General features: G+C 68.2%; 21 protein-coding genes. 7 read left to right on the forward strand and 14 right to left on the reverse strand.

Going from position 1 to position 21,087, the window contains the following annotated elements; genetic code table 11:
- Nucleotides 1-45: 45 nt before the first annotated feature.
- Nucleotides 46-978, forward strand: coding sequence for a 3,5-dioxohexanoate:acetyl-CoA acetone transferase (kce, locus tag ACFPN9_RS24710; protein WP_066721266.1), 933 nt, complete (start codon nt 46-48; stop codon nt 976-978).
- 39 nt (nt 979-1,017) lie between these two features.
- Here kce and ACFPN9_RS24715 read toward each other — a convergent pair whose 3' ends face one another.
- From ACFPN9_RS24715 to ACFPN9_RS24745, 7 genes are all read right to left on the reverse strand, one after another.
- Nucleotides 1,018-1,935, reverse strand: a complete 918-nt coding sequence (locus ACFPN9_RS24715; RefSeq protein WP_066721264.1) for a dihydrodipicolinate synthase family protein — start codon at nt 1,933-1,935, stop codon at nt 1,018-1,020.
- A 29-nt stretch (nt 1,936-1,964) separates the two neighbouring features.
- On the reverse strand, nt 1,965-2,294 hold the full coding sequence (locus tag ACFPN9_RS24720; protein WP_066721262.1) for a type II toxin-antitoxin system PemK/MazF family toxin: 330 nt from the start codon (nt 2,292-2,294) through the stop codon (nt 1,965-1,967).
- Nucleotides 2,291-2,512 carry an antitoxin MazE-like protein gene (locus ACFPN9_RS24725; RefSeq protein ID WP_245282493.1) on the reverse strand — a complete coding sequence of 74 codons (222 nt, stop codon included), beginning with the start codon at nt 2,510-2,512 and terminating at the stop codon, nt 2,291-2,293. Before ACFPN9_RS24725 ends, ACFPN9_RS24720 begins: the two co-directional genes overlap by 4 nt.
- A gap of 76 nt (nt 2,513-2,588) precedes the next feature.
- Nucleotides 2,589-4,106: a tripartite tricarboxylate transporter permease gene (locus ACFPN9_RS24730; RefSeq protein ID WP_066721260.1), complete on the reverse strand. Its 1,518-nt coding sequence runs from the start codon at nt 4,104-4,106 to the stop codon at nt 2,589-2,591.
- A 30-nt stretch (nt 4,107-4,136) separates the two neighbouring features.
- A complete protein-coding gene (locus ACFPN9_RS24735) occupies nt 4,137-4,625 on the reverse strand; it encodes a tripartite tricarboxylate transporter TctB family protein (RefSeq protein ID WP_066721258.1) in 489 nt (162 codons plus the stop codon).
- Nucleotides 4,626-4,731: 106 nt separating this feature from the next.
- Nucleotides 4,732-5,727, reverse strand: coding sequence for a tripartite tricarboxylate transporter substrate binding protein (locus ACFPN9_RS24740; protein WP_082735102.1), 996 nt, complete (start codon nt 5,725-5,727; stop codon nt 4,732-4,734).
- A gap of 68 nt (nt 5,728-5,795) precedes the next feature.
- Nucleotides 5,796-6,830: a 4-hydroxythreonine-4-phosphate dehydrogenase PdxA gene (locus tag ACFPN9_RS24745; protein ID WP_245282492.1), complete on the reverse strand. Its 1,035-nt coding sequence runs from the start codon at nt 6,828-6,830 to the stop codon at nt 5,796-5,798.
- Nucleotides 6,831-6,987: 157 nt separating this feature from the next.
- Between ACFPN9_RS24745 and ACFPN9_RS24750 the strand changes: the two genes are divergently transcribed.
- Both ACFPN9_RS24750 and ACFPN9_RS24755 read left to right on the forward strand, forming a co-directional pair.
- On the forward strand, nt 6,988-8,391 hold the full coding sequence (locus ACFPN9_RS24750; RefSeq protein ID WP_067254961.1) for a flagellar biosynthesis protein FlgA: 1,404 nt from the start codon (nt 6,988-6,990) through the stop codon (nt 8,389-8,391).
- A gap of 55 nt (nt 8,392-8,446) precedes the next feature.
- Nucleotides 8,447-9,112, forward strand: a complete 666-nt coding sequence (locus tag ACFPN9_RS24755; protein WP_066725033.1) for a GntR family transcriptional regulator — start codon at nt 8,447-8,449, stop codon at nt 9,110-9,112.
- 45 nt (nt 9,113-9,157) lie between these two features.
- On the opposite strand, the gene uxuA is transcribed toward ACFPN9_RS24755, so the two are convergent.
- The 4 genes from uxuA to ACFPN9_RS24775 all read right to left on the reverse strand — a co-directional run bounded on the left by uxuA (nt 9,158) and on the right by ACFPN9_RS24775 (nt 13,235).
- Nucleotides 9,158-10,357: a mannonate dehydratase gene (gene uxuA / locus ACFPN9_RS24760; protein ID WP_066725035.1), complete on the reverse strand. Its 1,200-nt coding sequence runs from the start codon at nt 10,355-10,357 to the stop codon at nt 9,158-9,160.
- 15 nt (nt 10,358-10,372) lie between these two features.
- Nucleotides 10,373-11,650: a TRAP transporter large permease gene (locus ACFPN9_RS24765; protein ID WP_066725038.1), complete on the reverse strand. Its 1,278-nt coding sequence runs from the start codon at nt 11,648-11,650 to the stop codon at nt 10,373-10,375.
- Nucleotides 11,651-11,660: 10 nt separating this feature from the next.
- Nucleotides 11,661-12,167, reverse strand: coding sequence for a TRAP transporter small permease (locus tag ACFPN9_RS24770; RefSeq protein WP_066725041.1), 507 nt, complete (start codon nt 12,165-12,167; stop codon nt 11,661-11,663).
- Between the two features lie 87 nt (nt 12,168-12,254).
- Nucleotides 12,255-13,235, reverse strand: coding sequence for a C4-dicarboxylate TRAP transporter substrate-binding protein (locus ACFPN9_RS24775; protein ID WP_066725046.1), 981 nt, complete (start codon nt 13,233-13,235; stop codon nt 12,255-12,257).
- Between the two features lie 97 nt (nt 13,236-13,332).
- Between ACFPN9_RS24775 and ACFPN9_RS24780 the strand changes: the two genes are divergently transcribed.
- Complete coding sequence (locus tag ACFPN9_RS24780) at nt 13,333-14,052, forward strand: GntR family transcriptional regulator (RefSeq protein WP_066725042.1); 720 nt, start codon at nt 13,333-13,335, stop codon at nt 14,050-14,052.
- 12 nt (nt 14,053-14,064) lie between these two features.
- On the opposite strand, the gene ACFPN9_RS24785 is transcribed toward ACFPN9_RS24780, so the two are convergent.
- Nucleotides 14,065-14,277: a hypothetical protein gene (locus tag ACFPN9_RS24785; RefSeq protein WP_066725044.1), complete on the reverse strand. Its 213-nt coding sequence runs from the start codon at nt 14,275-14,277 to the stop codon at nt 14,065-14,067.
- 127 nt (nt 14,278-14,404) lie between these two features.
- On the opposite strand from ACFPN9_RS24785, the gene ACFPN9_RS24790 reads away from it, so the two are divergent.
- A complete protein-coding gene (locus tag ACFPN9_RS24790) occupies nt 14,405-15,826 on the forward strand; it encodes a phospholipase D-like domain-containing protein (RefSeq protein WP_156449891.1) in 1,422 nt (473 codons plus the stop codon).
- A 10-nt stretch (nt 15,827-15,836) separates the two neighbouring features.
- Nucleotides 15,837-16,559: an endonuclease/exonuclease/phosphatase family protein gene (locus ACFPN9_RS24795; RefSeq protein ID WP_066724330.1), complete on the forward strand. Its 723-nt coding sequence runs from the start codon at nt 15,837-15,839 to the stop codon at nt 16,557-16,559.
- 16 nt (nt 16,560-16,575) lie between these two features.
- Here the strand turns inward: ACFPN9_RS24795 and ACFPN9_RS24800 are convergent, their stop codons facing one another.
- The gene (locus tag ACFPN9_RS24800; RefSeq protein WP_082735103.1) at nt 16,576-18,519 is read right to left on the reverse strand and encodes a heavy metal translocating P-type ATPase; all 1,944 of its coding nucleotides are present in this window, start codon (nt 18,517-18,519) and stop codon (nt 16,576-16,578) included.
- Nucleotides 18,520-18,612: 93 nt separating this feature from the next.
- Nucleotides 18,613-19,293, reverse strand: coding sequence for a GntR family transcriptional regulator (locus ACFPN9_RS24805; RefSeq protein WP_066724332.1), 681 nt, complete (start codon nt 19,291-19,293; stop codon nt 18,613-18,615).
- A 62-nt stretch (nt 19,294-19,355) separates the two neighbouring features.
- On the opposite strand from ACFPN9_RS24805, the gene ACFPN9_RS24810 reads away from it, so the two are divergent.
- Nucleotides 19,356-21,080 (forward strand): IlvD/Edd family dehydratase, encoded by a 1,725-nt coding sequence (locus ACFPN9_RS24810; protein WP_066724334.1) that lies wholly within the window; start codon nt 19,356-19,358, stop codon nt 21,078-21,080.
- Nucleotides 21,081-21,087 lie beyond the last annotated feature (7 nt).

Consider the following 21,087-nt stretch of genomic DNA (forward strand, 5'->3'; position numbering starts at 1 on the left):
GATCAGCCGACAGACAATACGAACAGCCAAAAGGATGCCCCCGCCATGGCGAAGAACCGCAAAGTCATCATCACCTGCGCGGTCACCGGCGCGATCCATACGCCTTCGATGTCGCCGCATCTGCCGGTGACGCCGGACGAGATCATCGAGGCCGCCGTCGGGGCGGCGGAGGCGGGTGCGGCGCTGGTGCATGTCCATGCCCGGAACCCGGTCACCGGTCAGCCGGACCAGTCGCCGGAAGCCTTCGAGCCCTTCCTGAAGGTGATCAAGCAGCGCTCGGACTGCGTCATCAACATCACCACCGGTGGCGCGCCGACGATGGGCGTCGAGGAGCGGCTGGGCCCCTGCGCGCATTTCAAGCCCGAGGTCGCCTCGCTCAACATGGGCTCGATGAATTTCGGGCTCTACCCGATGCTGGCCCGGTTCAAGGACTTCAAGCACGATTGGGAGCGGCCCTATCTCGAAGGCTCGAAGGACCGGATCTTCAAGAACACCTTCCAGGACATCGAGAACATCCTCACCACCTGCGCCGAGAACAACACGCGCTTCGAGATCGAGTGCTACGACATCGGCCATCTCTACACGCTGGCCCATTTCGTCGATCGCGGGCTGGTGAAGCCGCCCTTCTTCGTGCAGTCCGTCTTCGGCATCCTCGGAGGGATCGGGCCGCACCCTGAGGACGTCGTCCACATGAAGCGCACGGCCGACCGGCTGTTCGGCGACCAGTATCACTGGTCCGTCCTGGGCGCCGGCCGTCACCAGCTTCCCATCGCCGCGATGTCGGTCGCGATGGGCGCGAATCTGCGCGTCGGGCTGGAGGATTCCCTGTGGCTCGGGCCGGGGCAGCTCGCGAAGTCGAACGCCGACCAGGTGAAAGCCGCCCGGATGATCATCGAGGGGCTCGGCCTCGACGTGGCGACACCCGCCGACGCCCGCGAGATGCTGCAGCTCAAGGGTGCCGACAAGGTCAATTTCTAGTCAAGTGGCCGGCGGCGGGTCGCGGGCGCCCCGCCCCGCTCATTTCCCCCAGCGCAGGGCGAGCGGATCGAGCTCGCGCGCCAGTTCGATCAGCCCCTCGCGGGTCTTGGGGTGCAGCGGCGTCAGCGGGTGGCGCACGGCTTCCGACCGGATCACGCCGCCCTCCTTCATCACCGCCTTGGCCGAGCGCAGGCCGCATTGGCGGTTCTCGTAATTGATGATCGGCAGCACCTTCGCATAGAGCGCGGCGGCCTGTTTGCGGTCGCCGGCCGCGTGGGCGGCGAGGATCGGCTTGATAAGATCCGGGATCATGGCGGAGGTCATCGTGCCGGTCGCGCCGGCGTCCAGATCGGCCATCAGCGTGATCGCCTCCTCGCCGTCGAAGGGTCCCACCACCGCATCGCCGCCGGCCTCGATCAGCGCGCGCAGCTTGTTGGCGGTGCCCGGAACCTCGATCTTGAAGTAGCGGACGAGCGGCACCTCCTTCGCCAGCCGGATCATGAAGGGCACGGTGAGCGTGACGCCCGACAGGGGAGCGTCCTGCAGGATGATCGGGATCCCGCAGGCGTCGGCAACCTGCTTGAAATGCTCGACCATGCCCTGCTCGTCGGCCTTGAGGAGGGCGCCGTGATAGGGCGGCATCATCATCAGCATCTTGGCACCGGCATCGGCGGCGGCCTTCGCGCGCTGGGCGGCGATGCGGGTCGAGAAATGCGAGGTGGTGACGATCACCGGCACGCGGCCGGCGACCTGCTCCAGCGAGAGATGCATCACCTGCTCGCGCTCGGCGTCGGTGAGCAGGAACTGCTCCGAGAAGTTCGCGAGGATGCAGATGCCGTCGACGCCCTGGTCGACCATCAGGTCCATCACGCGGCGGTTGCCCTCGAGATCGAGGTCGCCGTTGTCGTGGAAGATGGTCGGGGCGATCGGCAGGATGCCCTTGTAGGGTTCGGTCATGGTGGTGATCCTTCGTGCAGGCGGCGTGATCAGTCAGCGAAGCCCAGGACAGCGGCCAAGGCTCGGTCCAGGCGCGACAATTCTTCCGTCGTCAGTCGGCCGATCGAGCGGGAAACGCGCTCGGCTTTCACCGTGGTCGGCTTGTCGACCATGATCTGGCAGCGCAACCGCAGACCATTGCCGGCGCTCGGCTCGAGAGTGATGCGAAAGTCCGAAGCCTCGCTCAGCAGCGAGGTCATTTGACAGACCACGACGGAAGGATGGTTGGCAGGCATGCCATCGGATTGCACGACGACGGCCGGCCTCGGCTTGCTGTAGTCCCCAGAGGCAGCGACGATGACGATGTCGCCGCGCTTCACCACTTTTCCGACGGATCGGGGTTATCGAACTCGGAGACTGCTTCGATCCAGGCGAGAGCCTCGGCTTCATCGACGGGATCGAGGGCGGCGGACTGACGAGCGATCCGCTCCCGCACTTCAGCGGACCGCATGTCGGGAAGAAGCATGCGAACCTCGCGCAGCCCCTGCTCGCGTCGTCGCCGGCGCATCTCGCGCATTCGTTCTGCGGCCAAGGACATGAGCCGGCCTCCGGTTTCGCGAAACAAGCGTAACGCGTTACGCCTGATCCCACAATCGGCAGCGGCATGACGCGGCTCAGCCCTTGACCGCGGCCGTCACGGCCCGGCCGCGCAGGGAGCGGATGGCCGAGCCGATCAGCGGCAGCAGCAGCAGGGCCAGCCCGATGCCCATCAGCGTGGTCACCAGCGGGTTAGACCAGAAGATCGAGAGCGAACCCTGGCTGAAGATCATCGACTGGCGGAAGGCGTCCTCGGCCTTGTCGCCGATGACCATCGCCAGGATCAGCGGCGCGATCGGATAGTCGAGCTTCTTGAAGACATAGCCGACGATGCCGAAGGCCAGCGCGACCCAGATGTCGAACTCCTTGCTGGCGACGGTATAGGCACCGATGAAGCAGATCATCACGATCAGCGGCGCGACGATCGAGAAGGGAATGCGCAGGATCGAGGCGAAGAGCGGAACGGTCGCGAGCACGACGACCACCGCAACGACATTGCCGAGATACATCGAGGCGATCAGTCCCCAGACGAAGTCGGGCCGCTCGATGAACAGCATGGGACCAGGGTTGAGGCCCCAGATCATCAGGCCGCCCATCATCACGGCCGCCGTCGCCGAGCCCGGGATGCCGAGCGCCAGCATCGGCAGCATCGCGGCGGATCCGGCAGCGTGGTCGGCCGTCTCCGGCGCGATCACGCCCTCGGGCTCGCCCTTGCCGAATTTCGCCGGGTTGCGCGAGGAGCGCTTGGCCATGGCGTAGCTCATGAAGGAGGCCGCCGTCGGCCCGCCGGGCGTGATGCCCATCCAGATCCCGATCGCGCTCGAGCGCAGCAAAGCGAGCCAGTAGCGCGGCAGCTTGGCGGCGGTGAGCAGGACATCGCGGACGCGGACCTTGGCGGCGACGCCCTCGAAGCGCAGGCCCTCCTCCATCGTCAGCAGCAGTTCGCCGATGCCGAACAGCCCGATCACCGCGATCAGGAACGAAATGCCGCCGAGCAGCACGTCGAAATCATAGGTCAGGCGGATATTGCCCGACACCGAGTCCATGCCGACCGAGGCGAGCGCGAAGCCGACGCCCATGGAGACAATCGCCTTGAACGGCGAAGCGCCTCCCAAGCCGATGAAGCTCGCGAAGGTCATGAAGTAGACCGCGAAATACTCCGGCGAGGAGAAGCGCAGCGCGAATTTCGCGACCCAGCCGGAAAGCAGCGTGATGAGGATGACGCCGGCCAGCGCACCAATGCCGGCCGAGAGGAAGGCGAATGAGAGCGCCTCCGTCGCGCGGCCCTGCTTGGCCATGGGGTGGCCGTCGAAGGTCGTCGCCACCGAGGAGGGTTCGCCCGGGATGTTGAACAGGATCGAGGTGGTCGAGCCGCCGAAGAGCGCGCCCCAGTAGAGCGAGGTCAGCAGGATGATCGCCGAGACCGGGTCCATGGTGAAGGTCAGCGGCAGCATCAGCGAGACGCCGTTGGGCGCGCCGAGGCCGGGCAGCACGCCGACGAGGATGCCCAGCAGAACGCCCGCCATCATCAGCAGGATGTGGTGGGTGGTGAGCGCGACCGAGAAGCCGTGCATCAGCGAGGCGACGTTATCCATGGCAGCGTCCTCGTTGGCGAACGGTGGGCCTCAGAGCCCGAGCATGCGCTCGACCGGGCCCTTGAGCAGGCCGATCTGGAAGAAGCGCTCGAACACGATGTAGAAGACGATGGCGGCGCCGAGCGCGCTGGCGATCGAGACCAGCCAGCCATAGCCGCCCTGGAAGCGCATGGCGTAGAGCAGGTAGGCGATCGTCGCGACATACATGCCCGCGAAGGCGGTGATCAGCACGAAGCCGACCAGCGGGGCGAAGAACGAGACGACACGTCCGGCTCGCTCGCGGTCGAGGAAAATTTCCCCGACGATGGATCCTCCGCGCAGGCGCTGGACGAAGGTGACGACGAGCGTCCCGACGCTGGCGAGCGCTACGAGCGCACCGGTGTAGAATGGAAAGGCGCCCGGCTGCGGGCCCGACGTATCCCAGCCGATACCGAAATCCAGCGCGCCCCAGACGACGATCAGCCCGAAAGCGAGCGTGACGAATGCGGTCGCGGTTTCCGCCCAGAAGCGCGTGATCATGGGGCGTTTCCTCCCGGCCGGGACGGCCGCTCGAAACTGGCGGGGAGAGAGGTCGGCGGCAGAACCGGACGGCCGTGGCCGTCCGGATTTGGTCAGACAGGTCGGATCAGTTGACGACCCAGCCCTCGGCCTGGAAGACTTTCTTGTTGGCGGCGTCGTCCCTGGCGACGAAATCGGCCAGCTCCTTGCCCTTCATGAAGCGGCCGGTCTGCGCGGTGCGGGTGATGAACTCCTGCCATTCCGGCGTCTTCGAGACCTTCTCCAGCACGCCCTCATAGAAGGCAACCGCGTCGGCGGGCACGTCGGCCGGCAGCCAGACAGTGCGCGGCATCTGGAAGGTCTCGATCGGCAGGCCTGCCTCCTTGCAAGTCGGGATATCGCCCCAGCCCTTGCCCTCGAAGACGGGCTCGCCCTTGGCGAGGCGCACCGGCGAGAAGACGCAGAGCGGCTTCACCTGCCCGGCCTTCCACTGGCCGATGTTCTCGTTGGGATTGTTGACGTTGGAGTCGATGTGGCCGCCGGCGAGCTGGACGGCGGCGGCGCTGCCGCCCTGGAACGGGACGTAGATCATCTTGGCGCCGGTGGCGTCCTGGATCATCATGGTCAGCGTCTGGTCGGTGTCCTTGGACTGGCTGCCGCCCATCTTGAAGCCCATCGGCTTGGCCTTGACCGCCTCGATGTAGCTCTTGGCATCGGCATAGGGCGCGTCGCCCTTGACCCAGAGCAGGAACTCGTCGAGCGCGAGCGCGGCAACGGGAGTGAGGTCGGAGACCTTGTAGCCGAGCTTGGCGACGTAAGGCAGCAGATAGGCGTTGTTCGTGCCGAAGATGACGCGATGCGCGTCACCCTTGCCGGCCTTGCCGTGGATATAGCCCTCGGCGCCCGAGCCGCCGCCCTTGTTCACCACCACGATCGGCTGGTCGAACAGCTTGTGCTTGCTGATGATCGACTGAACCATCCGGGCGAAGTTGTCGGTGCCGCCACCGGCACCCGAGGTGACGACGAACTCGACCGGCTTGGTCGGCTGCCAGGCCTGGGCGCTGCCGGCCCCGCCGATGGCGATGGCGCCGGCGAGCGCGGCTGCGATGCTGAAGCTCTTCATGCGTTCTCTCCCTGGGTGATTGGTTTCATGGCCGCTCTTGGGCGGCGGCCTTGGAACGGATGTCGGTGTCAGGCGGCGGCCTTGGCCCTCGCCTTGCCGTCCTGCGCCATCTTGATGGCGAGGCCGAGCGCGGCGCGCGTGGCGCCGAGATTGGCGATGCCCTTGCCGGCGATCTCATAGGCCGTGCCATGGGCGGGCGTGCAGATCGGGAAGGGGAAGCCGCCGATCAGGGTGACGCCGCTGTCGAAGCCGATCAGCTTCATCGCGATCTGGCCTTGGTCGTGATACATCGTCAGCACGGCGTCGAAATCGCCGTTGCGGGCGCGCAGGAAGACCGTATCGGAGGGAAAAGGCCCCTCGACGGTAAAACCCTTGGCCTTGGCGGCCTGCACGGCCGGCTCGATCGTGTCGATCTCGTCGCGTCCGAAATTGCCGCCGTCGCCGGCATGAGGATTGATGCCCGCGACCGCGATTCGCGGCGGCTCGAAGCCGGCAGCGCGCAGATTGGCGTCCGCCAGCGACAGCGCCCGCAGGATGCGCTCCTGGGTGATGTTGGCGGCGACCTCCGAGAGCGGGATGTGCGAGGTGACGCGCGCATTCCAGAGCTTGCCGAGGATGTTGAACTCGCTCGCCGGCCCATCGAAGCCGATGGCGTCGCGCACAAACCGAATCTCGTCGTCATAGCCCGGATAGGCGAAGCGCATCGCCGCCTTGTTGAAGGGCGTGAAGAAAACCGCATCGGCCTCCCCGGCCGCGGCAAACTGCAGAGCGCGACGGAAATTCTCGGTCGCAGCCTTGCCGCCGGCGAGCGTCGCCTTGCCGCGCTGCAAGGCAGCAGGGTCGTGATTGCCGAGATCGATGAAGACGGGGCGTTCGCCGAGTGGCAGCGGTTCGCCGTCGCGGACCACGCGGACCTGCGGATCGACGCCCGAATCGGCGATGCCGAGGGCGAGAAGCCGCGCATCGCCGAAGACGACATAGCGCGCCGCGCCACGCAGGTCGGGCTCGGCCAGAATGCGCGCGGTCAGCTCGGGGCTGATGCCCGAGGGGTCGCCCATCGCCACCGCGATCACCGGCAGTTCGGCCGTCATGCGCTCGTCCATCTCCCGGCTCCCTGTCCCTGCCTCACGGGTCGTCATGGCCTCTGGCTAACACAGCCATCTCGCCCTCACAAGTATGCTGTATGCAGCATATCTAGATTGCGGTAGGACTGCGGTGCGAGGTGGTCGCCGAGATCGAAGAGCCGCCCGGGAGGAGCCGATGAATTTTCACGACCATTACGCCGGCATCCGGCAGCCGATCGAGACCTGCCTCGTCGGCAGCGGCGGCTTCGGCCGGAGCTATCTCGCCCAGGCCCGCAAGATCCCGCTTGTGAATGCGCGCATCGCGGTCGATGTGACCGCGGAAGCGGCCGGTCGTGCCTTCGCGGCGGCGGGCTGCGACAAGCACGACATCGCGCTCTGCGAGACGCCGGCCGAGGCCCGGGCCGCCTGGGAAGCCGGTCGCTGCGTCGCCGCGGGGCGGCTCGAGACGGTCATCGCCCTCCCCTTCCAGCTTCTTGCCGAGGCGACGGGCAGCCCGGAGGCCGCGACCCGCCACAGCCTGCTGGCGATCGAGGCCAAGCGCCATGTCGCGCTGGTTTCGAAGGAGGCCGACAGCGTCGTCGGGCCGGGCCTAGCCCGGCTCGCGCGCGACGCCGGGGTCGTGGTGACACCGGTCGATGGCGACCAGCCGAGCCTGCTCATCGGGCTGGCGAGCTGGGCGGAGGTGCTCGGCCTTGAGATCATCGCCATCGGCAAGTCCAGCGAGTACGACTTCGTCTTCGACCCCGGCACCGGCGCCGTGACCTGCAATGGCGTGACGCACGCGCTCCCGGCGCTGCGCGACCATTGGCTGGGCGGCGGATCGCCGGCCGAGGCCGCCGCCGCGCGGGCGCGGATCCTGGGTCAGGCCTTCCCGCTGCGGGCCGTTCCCGATCTCTGCGAGATGACGCTGGTCGCCAATGCGCTCGGCTTCCAGGCCGACCGGCCTGACTTTCATGCGCCGCCGGCGCGGATTCCGGAGCTGGCGGATCTGTTTGCCCTGCGAAGCCAGGGCGGGCTGATGGCCGGCCTACGGCGCATCGACGTCTTCCACCATCTGCGGCTGGCCGAAGAGGCGAGCTTCGCGGGCGGCGTCTTCATCGCCGTGACCTGTGACAATGCCGAGACCTGGGAGATGCTCGCCGGCAAGGGCCATGTCGTTTCGCGCTCGGGCAAGACGGCGATGCTCTATCTGCCGCGGCATCTGCTCGGCGTCGAGGTCGCGACCTCGGTCCTGGATGCCGCCGGCCTGGGGCGTTCGGGCTATGGCGAGGATTACCGGCCGCGGCAGGATCTGGTGGCCGTGGCGCAGGCCGATCTTCCGGCCGGGACGGTGCTGACGATGGGCGGACACCACCACAGCATCGCGGATGTCGGCGCCGAGGTCCGCCCGGCCGCGCCACTGGCGGAGGACCGGCCGGCGCCCTTCTATCTCGCCGCCGACCGACGCCTCGTGCGCGCGGTCAAGGCGGGCGAGGCGATCCGCCTCGGCGATGTCGAGATCGACGGCAGCTCCGGCCTGCTGGCGATGCGCCGGCGCCAGGACGCACTCTTCGCCGCCGAAACCGGCCCCGGCGTTTGACAGCATCCGGTTCCCATGCCGTAACCGGCGGAAAGACAGGATCGGTGACACCGCGATGAGCGAGCCTGCAATCGACTACCCCCGGATCACGCGACGCACGCTCCATGACGAGGTGCTCGAACGGGTCCGCGACATGATCATCGAGGGGCGGCTGGAACCCGGCCAGCGCATCAATGAGGGGCTGGTGGGCGCCCAGCTCGGCGTCTCGCGCACGCCCCTGCGCGAGGCGATCAAGACGCTCGCCAGCGAAGGGCTGGTCGAGATCCTCCCCGCCAAGGGGGCGATCGTGCGGCGCTTCTCGGCCCGCGATCTCGCGGATGTGCTGGAGGTGCTGAAGACACTCGAACAGCTCGCCGGCCGCATGGCCTGCGAGACGGCCTCCGACGCGACGATCGAGGGGATCCATGCCCTTCACAGGCAGATGCTGGCGCTTTACGAGACGCGCAACCGGCTCGAATATTTCAAGCTCAACCAGGCCATCCACAGCGCCATCGTCGCGGCCTCGGGCAACGCGGTGCTGATGGAGATGCACGGCACGTTGCAGTCGCGGATCAAGCGCCTGCGCTTCGTCGGCAATGAGGGGCCGGTGAAATGGGCCGGCGCGGTCGCCGAGCACGAGGAGATGATGGCGGCCCTGCTCAAGCGCGATGCGGCAGAACTCAGCCGCATCATCGGCCTGCATATGGATTCGACCCTGCTGCGCGTGCGCGAGGTTCTCTGACAGGGCGAGCCGTGGCGCCCTCGCTAGGACGCCACGAGAGCCGGTTCAGCCAGGCCGCGATGCGGCCGGCGTGTGCGCCAGCGCCGTCATGACGCCCCGCAGCTCCGCCAGACCGCGCAGGCGCCCGATCGCCGGATAGCCAGGGAAACTGCCACGCCCGATGTCATCGAGGATCTCGTGGCCATGGTCCGGCCGCATCGGGATTTCCCAGTCGGCGCGCCCCTCGGCCTTGCGCCGCGCCTCCTCGTCGAGCAGGGCGGCGATCAGCGCGACCATGTCGGTGTCGCCGCCGAGATGCTCCGCCTCCATGAAGGAACCGTCCGGATCCTTGGCGACATTGCGCAGATGCGCGAACCAGATCCGGTCGGCGAAGCGGCGGGCGATCGCGGGCACGTCATTGTCCGGATGCGCGCCCAGCGACCCGGAGCAGAGCGTCAGCCCGTTGGCCGGCAGATCGACCATGCCGAGCACGGCCTCGATGTCGGCCTGCGTCGAGACGATGCGCGGCAGGCCGAAGAGCGGGCGCGGCGGGTCGTCCGGATGCACGCAGAGGCGGATGCCGAGTTCCTGCGCGGCGGGGACCACGGCCCGCAGGAAGCGAGCGAAGTTCGCGCGCAGACCGTCGGCGTCGATGCCGGCATAGCGCGCCAGCATGCCGCGCAAGGCCGGCACGTCGTAGCGGTCATAAGCGCCCGGCAGGCCCGCCATGATGTTGGCGAGCAGGCGGTCGCGGTCGGCCTGCGTCGAGGCGTCGAACCAGGCCTTCGCCCTGGCAAGCAGCTCCGGAGACTGGCCCTCCCCCGCACCGGAACGCTCCAGGATCAGCCAGTCGAAGGCCAGATACTCATGGGCGTTGAAGCGCAGCGCTCGCGCACCGGCCGGAAGCGGATGGTCGAGTTCGGTGCGCGTCCAGTCCAGCACCGGCATGAAGTTGTAGCAGATCGTCTTCAGGCCGCAGGCGGCGAGATTCGCCATCGACTGCCGGTAATTGGCGAAGATCGGCTCGAGATCGCCCTCCCCCAGCTTGACCCGCTCATGGATCGGCAGGCTTTCCACCACCGACCAGTCGAGGCCGAAGCCGGGCGCCGCGATCTCTGCCTTGCGCTTCTCGATCTCGGCGACGCTCCAGACTTCGCCATAGGGGATGTGGTGGAGCGCGGTGACGATGCCGCTCGCGCCGGCCTGGCGGGCGGCGGCGAGGGTGACGGCGTCGTCGGGGCCGAACCAGCGCCAGGTCTGTTTCATCGAATCGATCTCGGATCACATCAGGAGGTTGGGGAGGAACAGCACGACGCCCGGGAACAGGGCGAGGAAGAACACCACGGCGAGGATCGCGGCGATAAAGGGCAGCGATTCGACGAAGTACTCCTCGATCGAACAATCGAGGATCGAGCAGACCGTGTACATCGCCACGCCGACCGGCGGCGTCATCGAGCCGAGCGTCACGATCGACATCATCAGGATGCCGAAATGCACCGGGTCGACGCCGAGCTTGGTGATGATCGGCACGAAGATCGGCGTCAGCAGCAGCACGAGCACCGTGCTTTCGACGAAGCAGCCTGCAATCAGCAGCGAGACCAGGATCAGCACCACGATCACCAGCGGGTTCTGGGACAGGCCCAGCATCCATTCGGCGACCTCCTGCGGGGCCTGCTCGAAGATCAGTGCGTAGCCGACCATGCCGGACAGCAGGATGATCAGCATGATCACGCCGACATCGAGCACGCCTTCGCCGAGCGCTTCCATGAAGCTCTCGAAGGTCAGTTCCTTGTGCAGGAAAACGCCGACGACGACCGCGTAGACGACCGCGAAGGCCCCGATCTCGGAGGGGGTGAAGATGCCGGCGCGGATGCCGAACAGCAGCGCGAGCGGGAACAGCAGTGCCCATTTGGCGTCGACCACGGCGCGCCAGACCGCCCGGCCGCTCGGCAGTTCCTTCGTGGCGGAATGGTAGCCGCGCTTGCGGGCGACGAGCCAGACGACGGTCATCAGGGCGGCCATCATCAGCAGACCGGGGATGACGCCCGCCAGGAAGAGACGCCCGATCGAGACGTTGCCGACGAAGCCGTAGAGGATCAGGCCCAGGCTCGGCGGGATCGTCGCCGTGATCAGCGAACCGACCGCGATCGCGGCGCAGGTGAAGCCCTTCGAATAGCCCCGGCGGATCATGTCCGGGCCGAGGATGCGCGCCTCCATGGCGGCGTCGGCCACGGCCGAGCCGGAGACGCCGCCCATCAGCGTCGAGAGCAGGATGCAGACCTGGGCGAGCCCGCCCGCCATCCAGGAGACCAGCACGTTGGAGCAGGCGATCAACCGGTGCGTGATGCCGGTCTTGTTCATCATGTGCCCGGCCAGCACGAAGAAGGGCACGGCCAGCAGCGGGAAGCTCTGCGAGGCGGTAGCGATCTGCTGGACGCCGATGCCAAGCGGGATCGAGCCCGAGAGGACGAAGAAGGAAAAGCCGGACATGCCGATGGCCAGCGCCACCGGCAGACCGAGGAACATCAGCAGGAAGAAGAGACCCCAAAGTGTCAGCATGGTTTGGGCCTCACCCGAGCTGGCTGTCGGAGCGGTCGAGGCTCCGATCGGCATAGAAGACCAGCGAGCGTGTCCGCAGCGCATGGACCAGATTGACCGCGATGGTGACGGCCAGCAGCGCGGCGCCGACTGGCACCGCCGCGGTGACCCAGGCATAGGAGATGCCGCTGTCGCCATAGACGCGCTGCCAATTCAGGATCGTCAGCCGATAGCCCGAGACGGCGAGCGCAATGAGGAAGGCCAGGGCCAGCAGCGCGAGTGCGATCTCGACGAGCCAGCGCGGCGTGCGCGGCAGCTTCCGGACGAACAGATCGACGCCGATATGGGCCTTGAGCCGCATGGCGCGGTTGGCGCCGAGAAAGCAGACCCAGATGAAGAGCAGCTGCGCCACGTCGATCGACCAGATCAGCGGGTAGCCGAAGGTGCGCCCCAGGGCGGCTATGAAGACGAGAACGACGATCGCCGCCAGAAGCAGCTTGGCCACGAGAAACTCGGCCGAAATCAGAAATTGCGACATGGCGGCGGGGCCCGATCGATGCGCGCGGAAGGGCGGCGGCGCGCTGGGCGCGCGCCGCCGGATTGGCAGAGGACCGCTCGGGCCCTGTTATTTCAGGATCTTCAGAACCTCGGCGCGCAGGTCGCTGTAGCCGAGCTTCTCGTAGACCCCCTGGGTCGCGTCGATGAAGGGCTTCTTGTCGACCTCGGCGATGGTCATGCCGTTCTTCTTCATGGTCTCCTCGAAACCGACGAGCGAGTCCTCGGTCAGCTTGGAGGCGTAATCACCGGCAGCCAGCGATTCCTCGCGCAGGATTTTCTGCAGCTCGGGGGTGAGCTTGTCGAACCAGGCAGCGCTGGTGACGATCCCGGTGATCAGGTTGAAATGGCTCGTCTTGGTGACGTGCTTGGCAACCTCGTAGAGCTTCGAGCCGACGGTGGCGGGGTGCTGCGCCTCGACCGCGTCGATGACCTTCTGCTGCATGGCCGGGTAGACCTCGCCCCAGCCCATCGGCGTCGGCGTCGCGCCCATGGCGCGGATAGTCTCCATCCAGACCGGCGCGCCCGGCGTGCGCATGCGGATGCCCGCGAGGTCGGCCGGGACCGTGACCGGCTTGTTGGTGATCAGATGACGGTCGCCCTGCCACCAGTTGAACGACAGGACCTGATGGCCCGACGTCGTCCTCAACTTGGCGACCCAGGTCTCGAAGAGCGGCGAGGTCACGACCTTGCGCACGCCCTGGAAACCGTCGGCGAGATAGGGCGCGCTGAGAACACCGAACTCCTTGACGAAGACGGCGAGACGGCCGCCATCGACCACGACGGCGACATTGGCGCCGGCGCGCGCCTGCTCCAGCACGTCCTCGTCCTTGCCGAGCTGCGAACCCGGGAAGATGCGGATGGTGAGCTGGTTCTTGGAACGCTCGGCGACGCGGTCGCGGAACCGCTCCAGCCCTTTGTAGAGCGGGTCGTCCCGGGTGAGCGCGGTGTTGACGTTGAGCTGGGCCTGGGCCTGGGCCGCGGCCGGAAGCGCCATGACGCCGGCTGCGAGCGCGATCGCGCACAGCGTGCGCCGGTTGACGGTGAACATCTGATAGCCTCCCTGCGGTGCTTCCTGCGTCTCGGGACGCATTGAAGTATGGCACCATACCGGTATGATAGCCGGAGCGTCGGAGAAGGCAAGACGGATGAACGGCCCTGTTGCGCTGAAGCTGGCGGACCCCATCGTCCCGCAGATCATCCAGATCCTGCGGCAGGCGATCATCGAGATGCGCCTGAAGCCCGGCGAGGCCCTGTCGGAGAAGGAGGTCGCGCTGCGCTACGGCGTCAGCCGCCAGCCCGTGCGCGAGGCGTTCATCAAGCTGGCCGAGGCCGGCCTGCTGCAGGTGCTGCCGAGCCGGGGCACCTATGTCGTCAAGATCTCGGTGCGGGAGGTGCTCAACGCCCGCTTCGTGCGCGAGGCGATCGAATGCGCGCTGGTGCGCAGCGCCGCCGAACTGATCGATCCCGCCGGCGTGGCGCGGATCGAGCAGCTGGTCGCCGAGCAGAAGCTGGCGGCGGAGGCCGGCGACTCGAGCCGCTTCTACGCGTTGGACGAGGCGTTTCACCGCGCGATCGCCGACTGCGTCGAATGCGACCCGGCGCTGCGCGTGGTCGAGAGCGCGCGCGCCCAGACCGACCGGGTGCGCTATCTCAGCCTGCCGGACGCCTCGCCGCTGGCGCTGCTGATCGCCCAGCACGAGGCCATTCTCGACGCCATCAAGGCGCGCGATCCCGAGCGGGCGGAGGCGGCGATGCGCACCCATCTGCGCGAGATCCTGAGCGCCCTGCCCCGGCTGGCGGAGCGCTTCCCGGACGTGTTCGACCGCAGCGACGTGCCTCCGCACGCGCGCCCGATGGCGGGTTGAGCCGGAACCGGATCAACCGATCGAGGGCGGCGCCGCCGTCGCGGCCTCAAGGCGGGCAACCGTTTCCTCGAGGCTTTCGGCGACGCCGAGCATGAAGTCCTTGCCGAAGGCGATGATCGTATCCGGCGGCTCGCCCTTGAAGGTGTAGACGACACTGACCCGGTCGGGATTGACGTAAACCGGCTTGCCGTCGGCCGGCGAGGTGAACTGGCAGAGCTTGGGCATGGAACGCTCGCGATTCGGTGGAGTTGCCGAGCTATACGACCAAGAAGGGCGTCCGCTGAAGGCGCGGCGGCTTCAAGCGACGCTCTGGCTTATGTCCAAGAGCGCGGCTTCATAGTAGATGCCGGGAATGGACGACGCCGCGCTGATCTCCAGCCTCGCCAGCCAAGGCCCGCTGCTGCTGACGGCGATCCATGTCGCCACGGCGGGGACGGTGACGATCCATGCGCTGATGCGCAAGCGCGACGTGCCGGCGGCGATCGGCTGGATCGGGCTGGCCTGGCTGTCGCCCTTTTTCGGGCCGCTGCTCTATTTCGGCTTCGGCATCAACCGCGTGAAGCGCCGGGCCCGGCGGCTGCGCGGCGCCGAGGAGGCCGCCCGCAGCCAGAGAAGCCCCGTCGCGGCCGGCCCGACGGGCAGCCTGCAGCGCGCGGTGGGACGCATTACCCGCACCCGCCCCGAGCCCGGCACGGTCTCCGCCGTGCTCGAATGCGGTGACGAGGCCTATCCGCGGATGCTGGCCGCGATCGAGGCCGCCACGACGAGCGTCGCGCTGTCCACCTTCATCTTCCGCACCGACGAGCGCGGCCTGCGCTTCGTCGCGGCGCTGGTGGCGGCGCATCGCCGCGGCGTTGCCGTGCGCGTGCTGATCGACGGCTTCGGCGGGGGATTCCTGTTCTCGCGGGCCTATCATGCGCTGCGGCGCGAGGGCGTGCCGGCGGCACGCTACCTGCATTCGCTGATGCCGTGGAAGATGCCGCTGCTCGACCTGCGCCTGCACAAGAAGATCCTGGTGATCGACGGCTGCCGGGCCTTCATCGGCGGGCTGAACATCGGCGGCGAGAACTGCCTGGCCGACCGGCCGGCCGAGCCGGTACGCGACGTGCATTTCCTCGTCGAGGGGCCGGTGGTGCGCCAGGTCATGGAGAGCTTCCAGGACGACTGGACCTTCTCGACCGGCGAGGCGCTGGATGGGGAAGCCTGGTTCCCGGCGATCCCGCCCCAAGGGGGCGCCCCGGCCCGGGTCATCTCCTCTGGCCCCGATCAGAGCGTCGACCAGCTGATGCTGGTGCTGCTGGCGGCCATCAACACGGCCTCCTCCAGCCTGCGGATCGCGACCCCCTATTTCCTGCCGGACGAGCAGATCATCACCGCCCTGCAACTCGCCGCGCTGCGCGGGGTCGAGGTCCATATCGTGATTCCCGGGCGCAACAACCACCGCCTGATGGGCTGGGCGATGCAGGCCCACATCCGCCCCCTGCTCAAGGCGGGCTGCCGGATCTGGCATTCGCCCGACCCGTTCGACCATTCCAAGCTGGCGACGGTGGACGACGGCTGGAGCCTGATCGGCAGCGCCAACTGGGATGCGCGCAGCCTGCGCCTGAACTTCGAAATCACCATGGAGTTGTACGACCCGGAGCTGGCGGGTCGCATCGCAGCGCTGATCGACGCCAAGCGGGGCGAGGCCGTGACACTGGAGCAGATCGACGCGCGCTGGCCGATCGTCAAGATTCGCGATGCCGCGGCGCGGTTGCTGATGCCCTATCTGTGAGCGAGGTCGTGTGAAGGTCGCATCCTATAACATCCACAAATGCCGCGGCACCGACAGGCGCGTACGTCCCGACCGGATCGTCTCCGTGCTGGCCGAGATCGGCGCGGATCTGGTGGCGCTGCAGGAGGTCGACCGGCGCTTCGGGCAGCGCACGGGCCTTCTCGATCCCGCCGCCATCCTGCGCGAGACGGGCCTGCACCTGCTCGTCCAATCGGATGTGGTCGACGGCCATGGCTGGCACGGCAACGCCCTGCTGGTGCGCGGCGAGCCCCTCTCCTACCGGCGCTTCCGGCTGAAGCTGCCCGGCGTCGAGCCGCGCGGCGCGGTGGTGGCGGAGCTCGACCTCGGTGAGGGGCGGTTCCGTGTGATCGCGGCGCATCTGGGGTTGCTGCGGCGCTCGCGCATCGACCAGGCGACGACGCTGCTGCACGCCTTCCTCGAGCTCACGCCGATGCCGACGATCCTGCTCGGCGACTTCAACGAATGGCGGCGCGGCCGCCGCTCTGCGCTTGATGTGCTCGTCCCGCATTTCGCCGACATGAAGCACCCGCCGAGCTTCCCCTCGCGCCGGCCGATGCTGCCCCTCGACCGCATCCTGGCCTGGCCGGACGGGCTGATCTCCGAACTCGCGGTCCACGATACGCCGCTGGCGAGGAAGGCCTCCGACCATCTGCCGCTGACGGCACGGATCGACGTGTCGCGTCTCCAGGCCGCCATGGTCAGCGCCGCCTGAGCCGGACCGACCGGCCTCAGGTCGCGGGTATGGCCGATGCCGCAACCGGCGCCGGCTCCTCCTCGCCCCGCGGCAGCATCCGCGCTGCATTGGCGAGGAAGAGCAGCTCCGAGCCGACATGGATGAAGGCCGCGATGAGCGGGTCGAGATGCCCCGTCGCCGCCAGCGCGATGCCGACCGCGTCGACGATGAGCGTTCCGGCGAAGTTCTGCCAGATGACGCGGCGCGTCCGTCTCGCGATCCGCAGCGTCTCGACGAGCTTGAGCAGGTCGTTGCCGATCAGGATGATGTCGGCGCTCTCCTTGGCGATGTCGGTGCCCGCGCCCATGGCGATGCCAAGGCTGGCGGCCGTGAGCGCCGGCGCGTCGTTGACGCCGTCACCGACCATGCCGACGACGCGCCCCTCCTCGACGAGCTTGCGCACCCGCACCAGCTTGTCCTGCGGCAGCATGTCGCCGACCGCCTCGGCAATGCCGATCTGGCGGGCGACGCTCGTCGCGACCACGGCCGTATCTCCCGAGAACAGAAGCGTCCTGACACCGATGCCGGCCAGCGCCGCCATCGCAGCAGCAGCCTCGGGTCGCAGGGCGTCCGCGACGATGATTTCGCCGAGGAAGCGCCCGTCCGCCGCGACGACGATGTCCGAGCCGACGACCGGGTGGTCGCGGGGCGGCACCGCCACGCCCGCCTCCGCGAGCAGCGGGCGATTGCCGACCAGCACGACACGGCCCTCGACCACGGCCGTGATGCCGCGCGCCAGCTTGAACTCGGCCGAAGACGGTTCCGGCACCGAAAGACCCCGCGCGCTCGCCTCCTCGACGACGGCGCGGGCCAGCGGATGCTCGGAGCGCAATTCCGCCGCTGCGGTCAGCCGCAGCAGTTCGAGCGGATCGACGCCCGGAGCCGGCAGGATCTGCTCGACACCGGGCTGGCCGAGCGTCAGCGTGCCCGTCTTGTCGAGGACCAGCGTATCCAGCTGCCCCAGCGTCTCGAGATGGATGCCGCCCTTGATGATCGCGCCGAGCCGCGCCGCGCGGCCGATGCCGCCGAGGATGGCGATCGGCGTGCCCGCCGCGATGCCGCAGGCGCCGGCCACGATGATGACCGAGATCGTGTCGCGCAGGTCGCGCGTGATGAGCCAGGTCATCAAGGCGGCAAAGGCGGCGGCATAGACGAGGTAGCCCGCCATCCGGTCGGCGAGCTTCTGGACCGGGGCCCGGCTCTGCTCGGCCGCCTCCACCGCCTCGATGATCTGGCCGTAGCTGGTGTCGCGCCCGATGCGTTCGACCGCGATCTCCAGCGCGCCCATATGATTGATCGAGCCGGCATAGACGGCGTCGCCCACCGCTCTGTCGACAGGCATGGATTCGCCGGTGATGCGCGACTGGTCGACCATCGAGTGACCGTCGGTGACGACCCCGTCGACCGGGATCTTTTCGCCCGGATTGACCAGCACGATGTCGCCGATCGCGACCTCGTCGACGGACACTGTCACGGTTCCGTCGCCGCGCCGGGCGCGCGCCTCGCGCGGAATGAAGGCCACGAGATCGCCGATCGCGCGGCGGCCGCGGGCGATCGTCAGATGTTCGAGTTCCTCGGCGACCAGGACGAAGAGGGTGACGACGAGCGCGGTGAAGATCTCGGCGATCGCGGCGGCGGCGGCGATAGCGATGAGCATGGAGAGTTCCATGGTCATGCGACGCGCGAGAAGATTGGCCAGGGCTTCCCGCAGCACCGGCCAGACGCTGAAGGCGAGCGCCAGAAGGCCGATCACGCTGACCTGTGGGATGGGCTCGTAGACCCGGAACCACACGGCCGCGGCTCCCAGCGCCGCGACGGCGATGCGGGCGACCGCCAGAGGCTCGAAAGGCGCGTGCTGGTGAACGTCGTCGCGGGCGTGGAGCGGCACAGGCGTCGCCGCTCGCTCCAGGACGGCGGCCTTCTCGTCGACCATCGTCATGGACGTTCTCCCGCTCGCGGCTATCCGGCGGCCGGACGGCCTTTGCTGCCCGGCAGAGCTAGGCCCGCTGAACCATCGCCGCCTTGCGGCGGATCAAGGCCGCCGGGCGAAACGCGTCTCGACGGCCGCGATATAGGCATCGCGCGAGGGGCCGAGATGCTGGCGGCAGAGCGCGACGAGACGGCCGCGGTCTCCCGCCGCCAGAGCCTCGACCATCGCGGCATGCTCGTCGCGCGCGAGCGCCAGATGCTCGGGGCTCGCGGCGGTGATCGAGCGGGCGCCATGGACCTTCTGGGCGAGCCCCTGGATCAGTTCGACCAGATGAGGGTTGCCGCAGGCGCGAAACAGCGTCTCGTGGAAGCGGATATTGGCCCGGAAGGCGCCCCGCGCATCGCCCGCCGCGACCGCCTCGGCATGGAGCTGCTGCAAGGCGCGCAGCGGGCCCAGGACGTCCGGTGCAATGGGCAGCGGAATCTGCTCGGCGGCGAGCGTCTCCAACACCTCGCGGACGGAATAGATCTGACGGACCTCGGCGGGGTCGAGCAGCCGGACCACCGCGCCGCGGTTGGGGATGCGCTCGACCAGCCCGACCCGCTCCAGTTCCGCCAGCGCCTCGCGCACGACATGGCGCTTCACCCCGAGCCGTTCCGCGAGCTCCTCCTCGACGAGGCGCTCGCGCGGCAGGAGCCAGCCGAGGACGATCTCCTCCTCCAGCATGGCGGCGACGGAGCGGACGCGGTCGGCGGTCTGGGCCTTGAGAGCGGTATCCGGCATGCCCGATCGTAACCTTTGCCAGGATTGTTGACAATGATGGCGACAGCCCTAAAGCTGCCGACATGAGCGCTTCCGACGACGATACCCCATCCACGGCTCCTGCGGCACGCGGCCTGCGCCGCAATCTCGCGACCTATGGCGATCCCGGCTTCTCGCTGTTCCTGCGCAAGGCCTTCATCAAGGCCGCCGGTTTCTCGGATGATGCGCTCGACCGGCCGATCATCGGCATCACCAACACCTTCAGCGACTTCAATCCCTGCCATGGCAACGTGCCGCGGCTGATCGAGGCGGTGAAGCGCGGCGTGATGCTGGCGGGCGGCCTGCCGATGGAGTTCCCGACGATCTCCATCCACGAATCCTTCGCCAACCCGACCTCGATGTTCCTTCGCAACCTGATGGCAATCGACACCGAGGAGATGATCCGCGCCCAGCCCTGCGACTCGGTCGTGCTGATCGGCGGCTGCGACAAGACGGTTCCGGCCCAGCTCATGGGCGCCGTCAGCGCCGATGTCCCGGCGATCCAGCTGATCACGGGGCCGATGCTCGTCGGCCACCACAAGGGCGAGGTGCTCGGCGCCTGCACCGATTGCCGTCGCCTCTGGGGCCAGCACCGCGCCGGACAGATCGACGAGGCCGAGATCGAGGTTCTGAGCGGGCGCCTCGCGCCTACCCAGGGCACCTGCATGGTGATGGGCACGGCGAGCACGATGGGTTGCCTGGTCGAGGCGCTCGGCATCGCGCTACCCGGCTCGGGCACCATCCCCGCCACGCATGCCGACCGCATTCGCGCCGCCGAAGCCAGCGGGCGCGAGGCGGTGCGCCTCGCCAAGGGCGGGCCGAAGCCGAGCGACCTGCTGACGAAGACGGCCTTCCGCAACGCGCTGACGGTGCTGCAGGCGATCGGCGGCTCGACCAACGGGCTGGTGCATCTGGCCGCCATCGCGCGGCGCGCCGGCCTCTCGATCGATCTCGAGGAGTTCGACGCCATCGGCCGAAAGGTGCCGGTGCTGATCGACCTGAAGCCATCCGGCGACCACTACATGGAGCATTTCCACTGGGCCGGCGGCGTGCCCAAGCTGATGAAGGAGCTGGGCGATCATCTCGACCGCTCGGCGCCGACCATCGACGGGCGGACGATCGGCGAGATCGCCGATGCGGCCGAGGACATCCCGAACCAGACCATCATCCGCAGCGCCGCGAGCCCGGTGAAGCCGACCGGCGGCATGGCCGTGCTGCGCGGCAATCTCGCGCCGGGCGGCGCGGTGATCAAGCATTCGGCCGCCTCTCCCGCCCTGCTCAAGCATACCGGCCGCGCAGTGGTCTTTGCCTCGGTCGAGGACATGGTGCGGCGCATGGACGATCCGGCGCTCGACGTGAAGGCCGACGACGTGCTGGTCCTGACCAATGCCGGGCCGAAGGGTGCGCCCGGCATGCCGGAGGCCGGCTATATCCCGATCCCGAAGAAGCTGGCCCAGGCCGGCGTCAAGGACATGGTCCGCATCTCCGACGCGCGCATGAGCGGGACGGCCTTCGGCACCATCGTGCTACACATCACGCCGGAATCGGCCGTCGGCGGGCCGCTCGGACTCGTCCGCGACGGCGATCTGATCCGGCTCGACGTCGAGGCGCGCGAGATCGCGCTGCTCGTCGACGAGGCCGAACTGGAGCGGCGCAAGGGCGAGTGGCAGCCGCCGGCCCATCTCACTCAGGAGAGCCGCGGCTATCGCCATCTCTACCTCACCACCGTCCTGCAGGCGGACGAAGGCTGCGACTTCGATTTCTGCTGACCGGCCA

The organism is Allobosea massiliensis, assembly GCF_042655245.1.
Lineage (GTDB): Bacteria > Pseudomonadota > Alphaproteobacteria > Rhizobiales > Beijerinckiaceae > Allobosea > Allobosea massiliensis.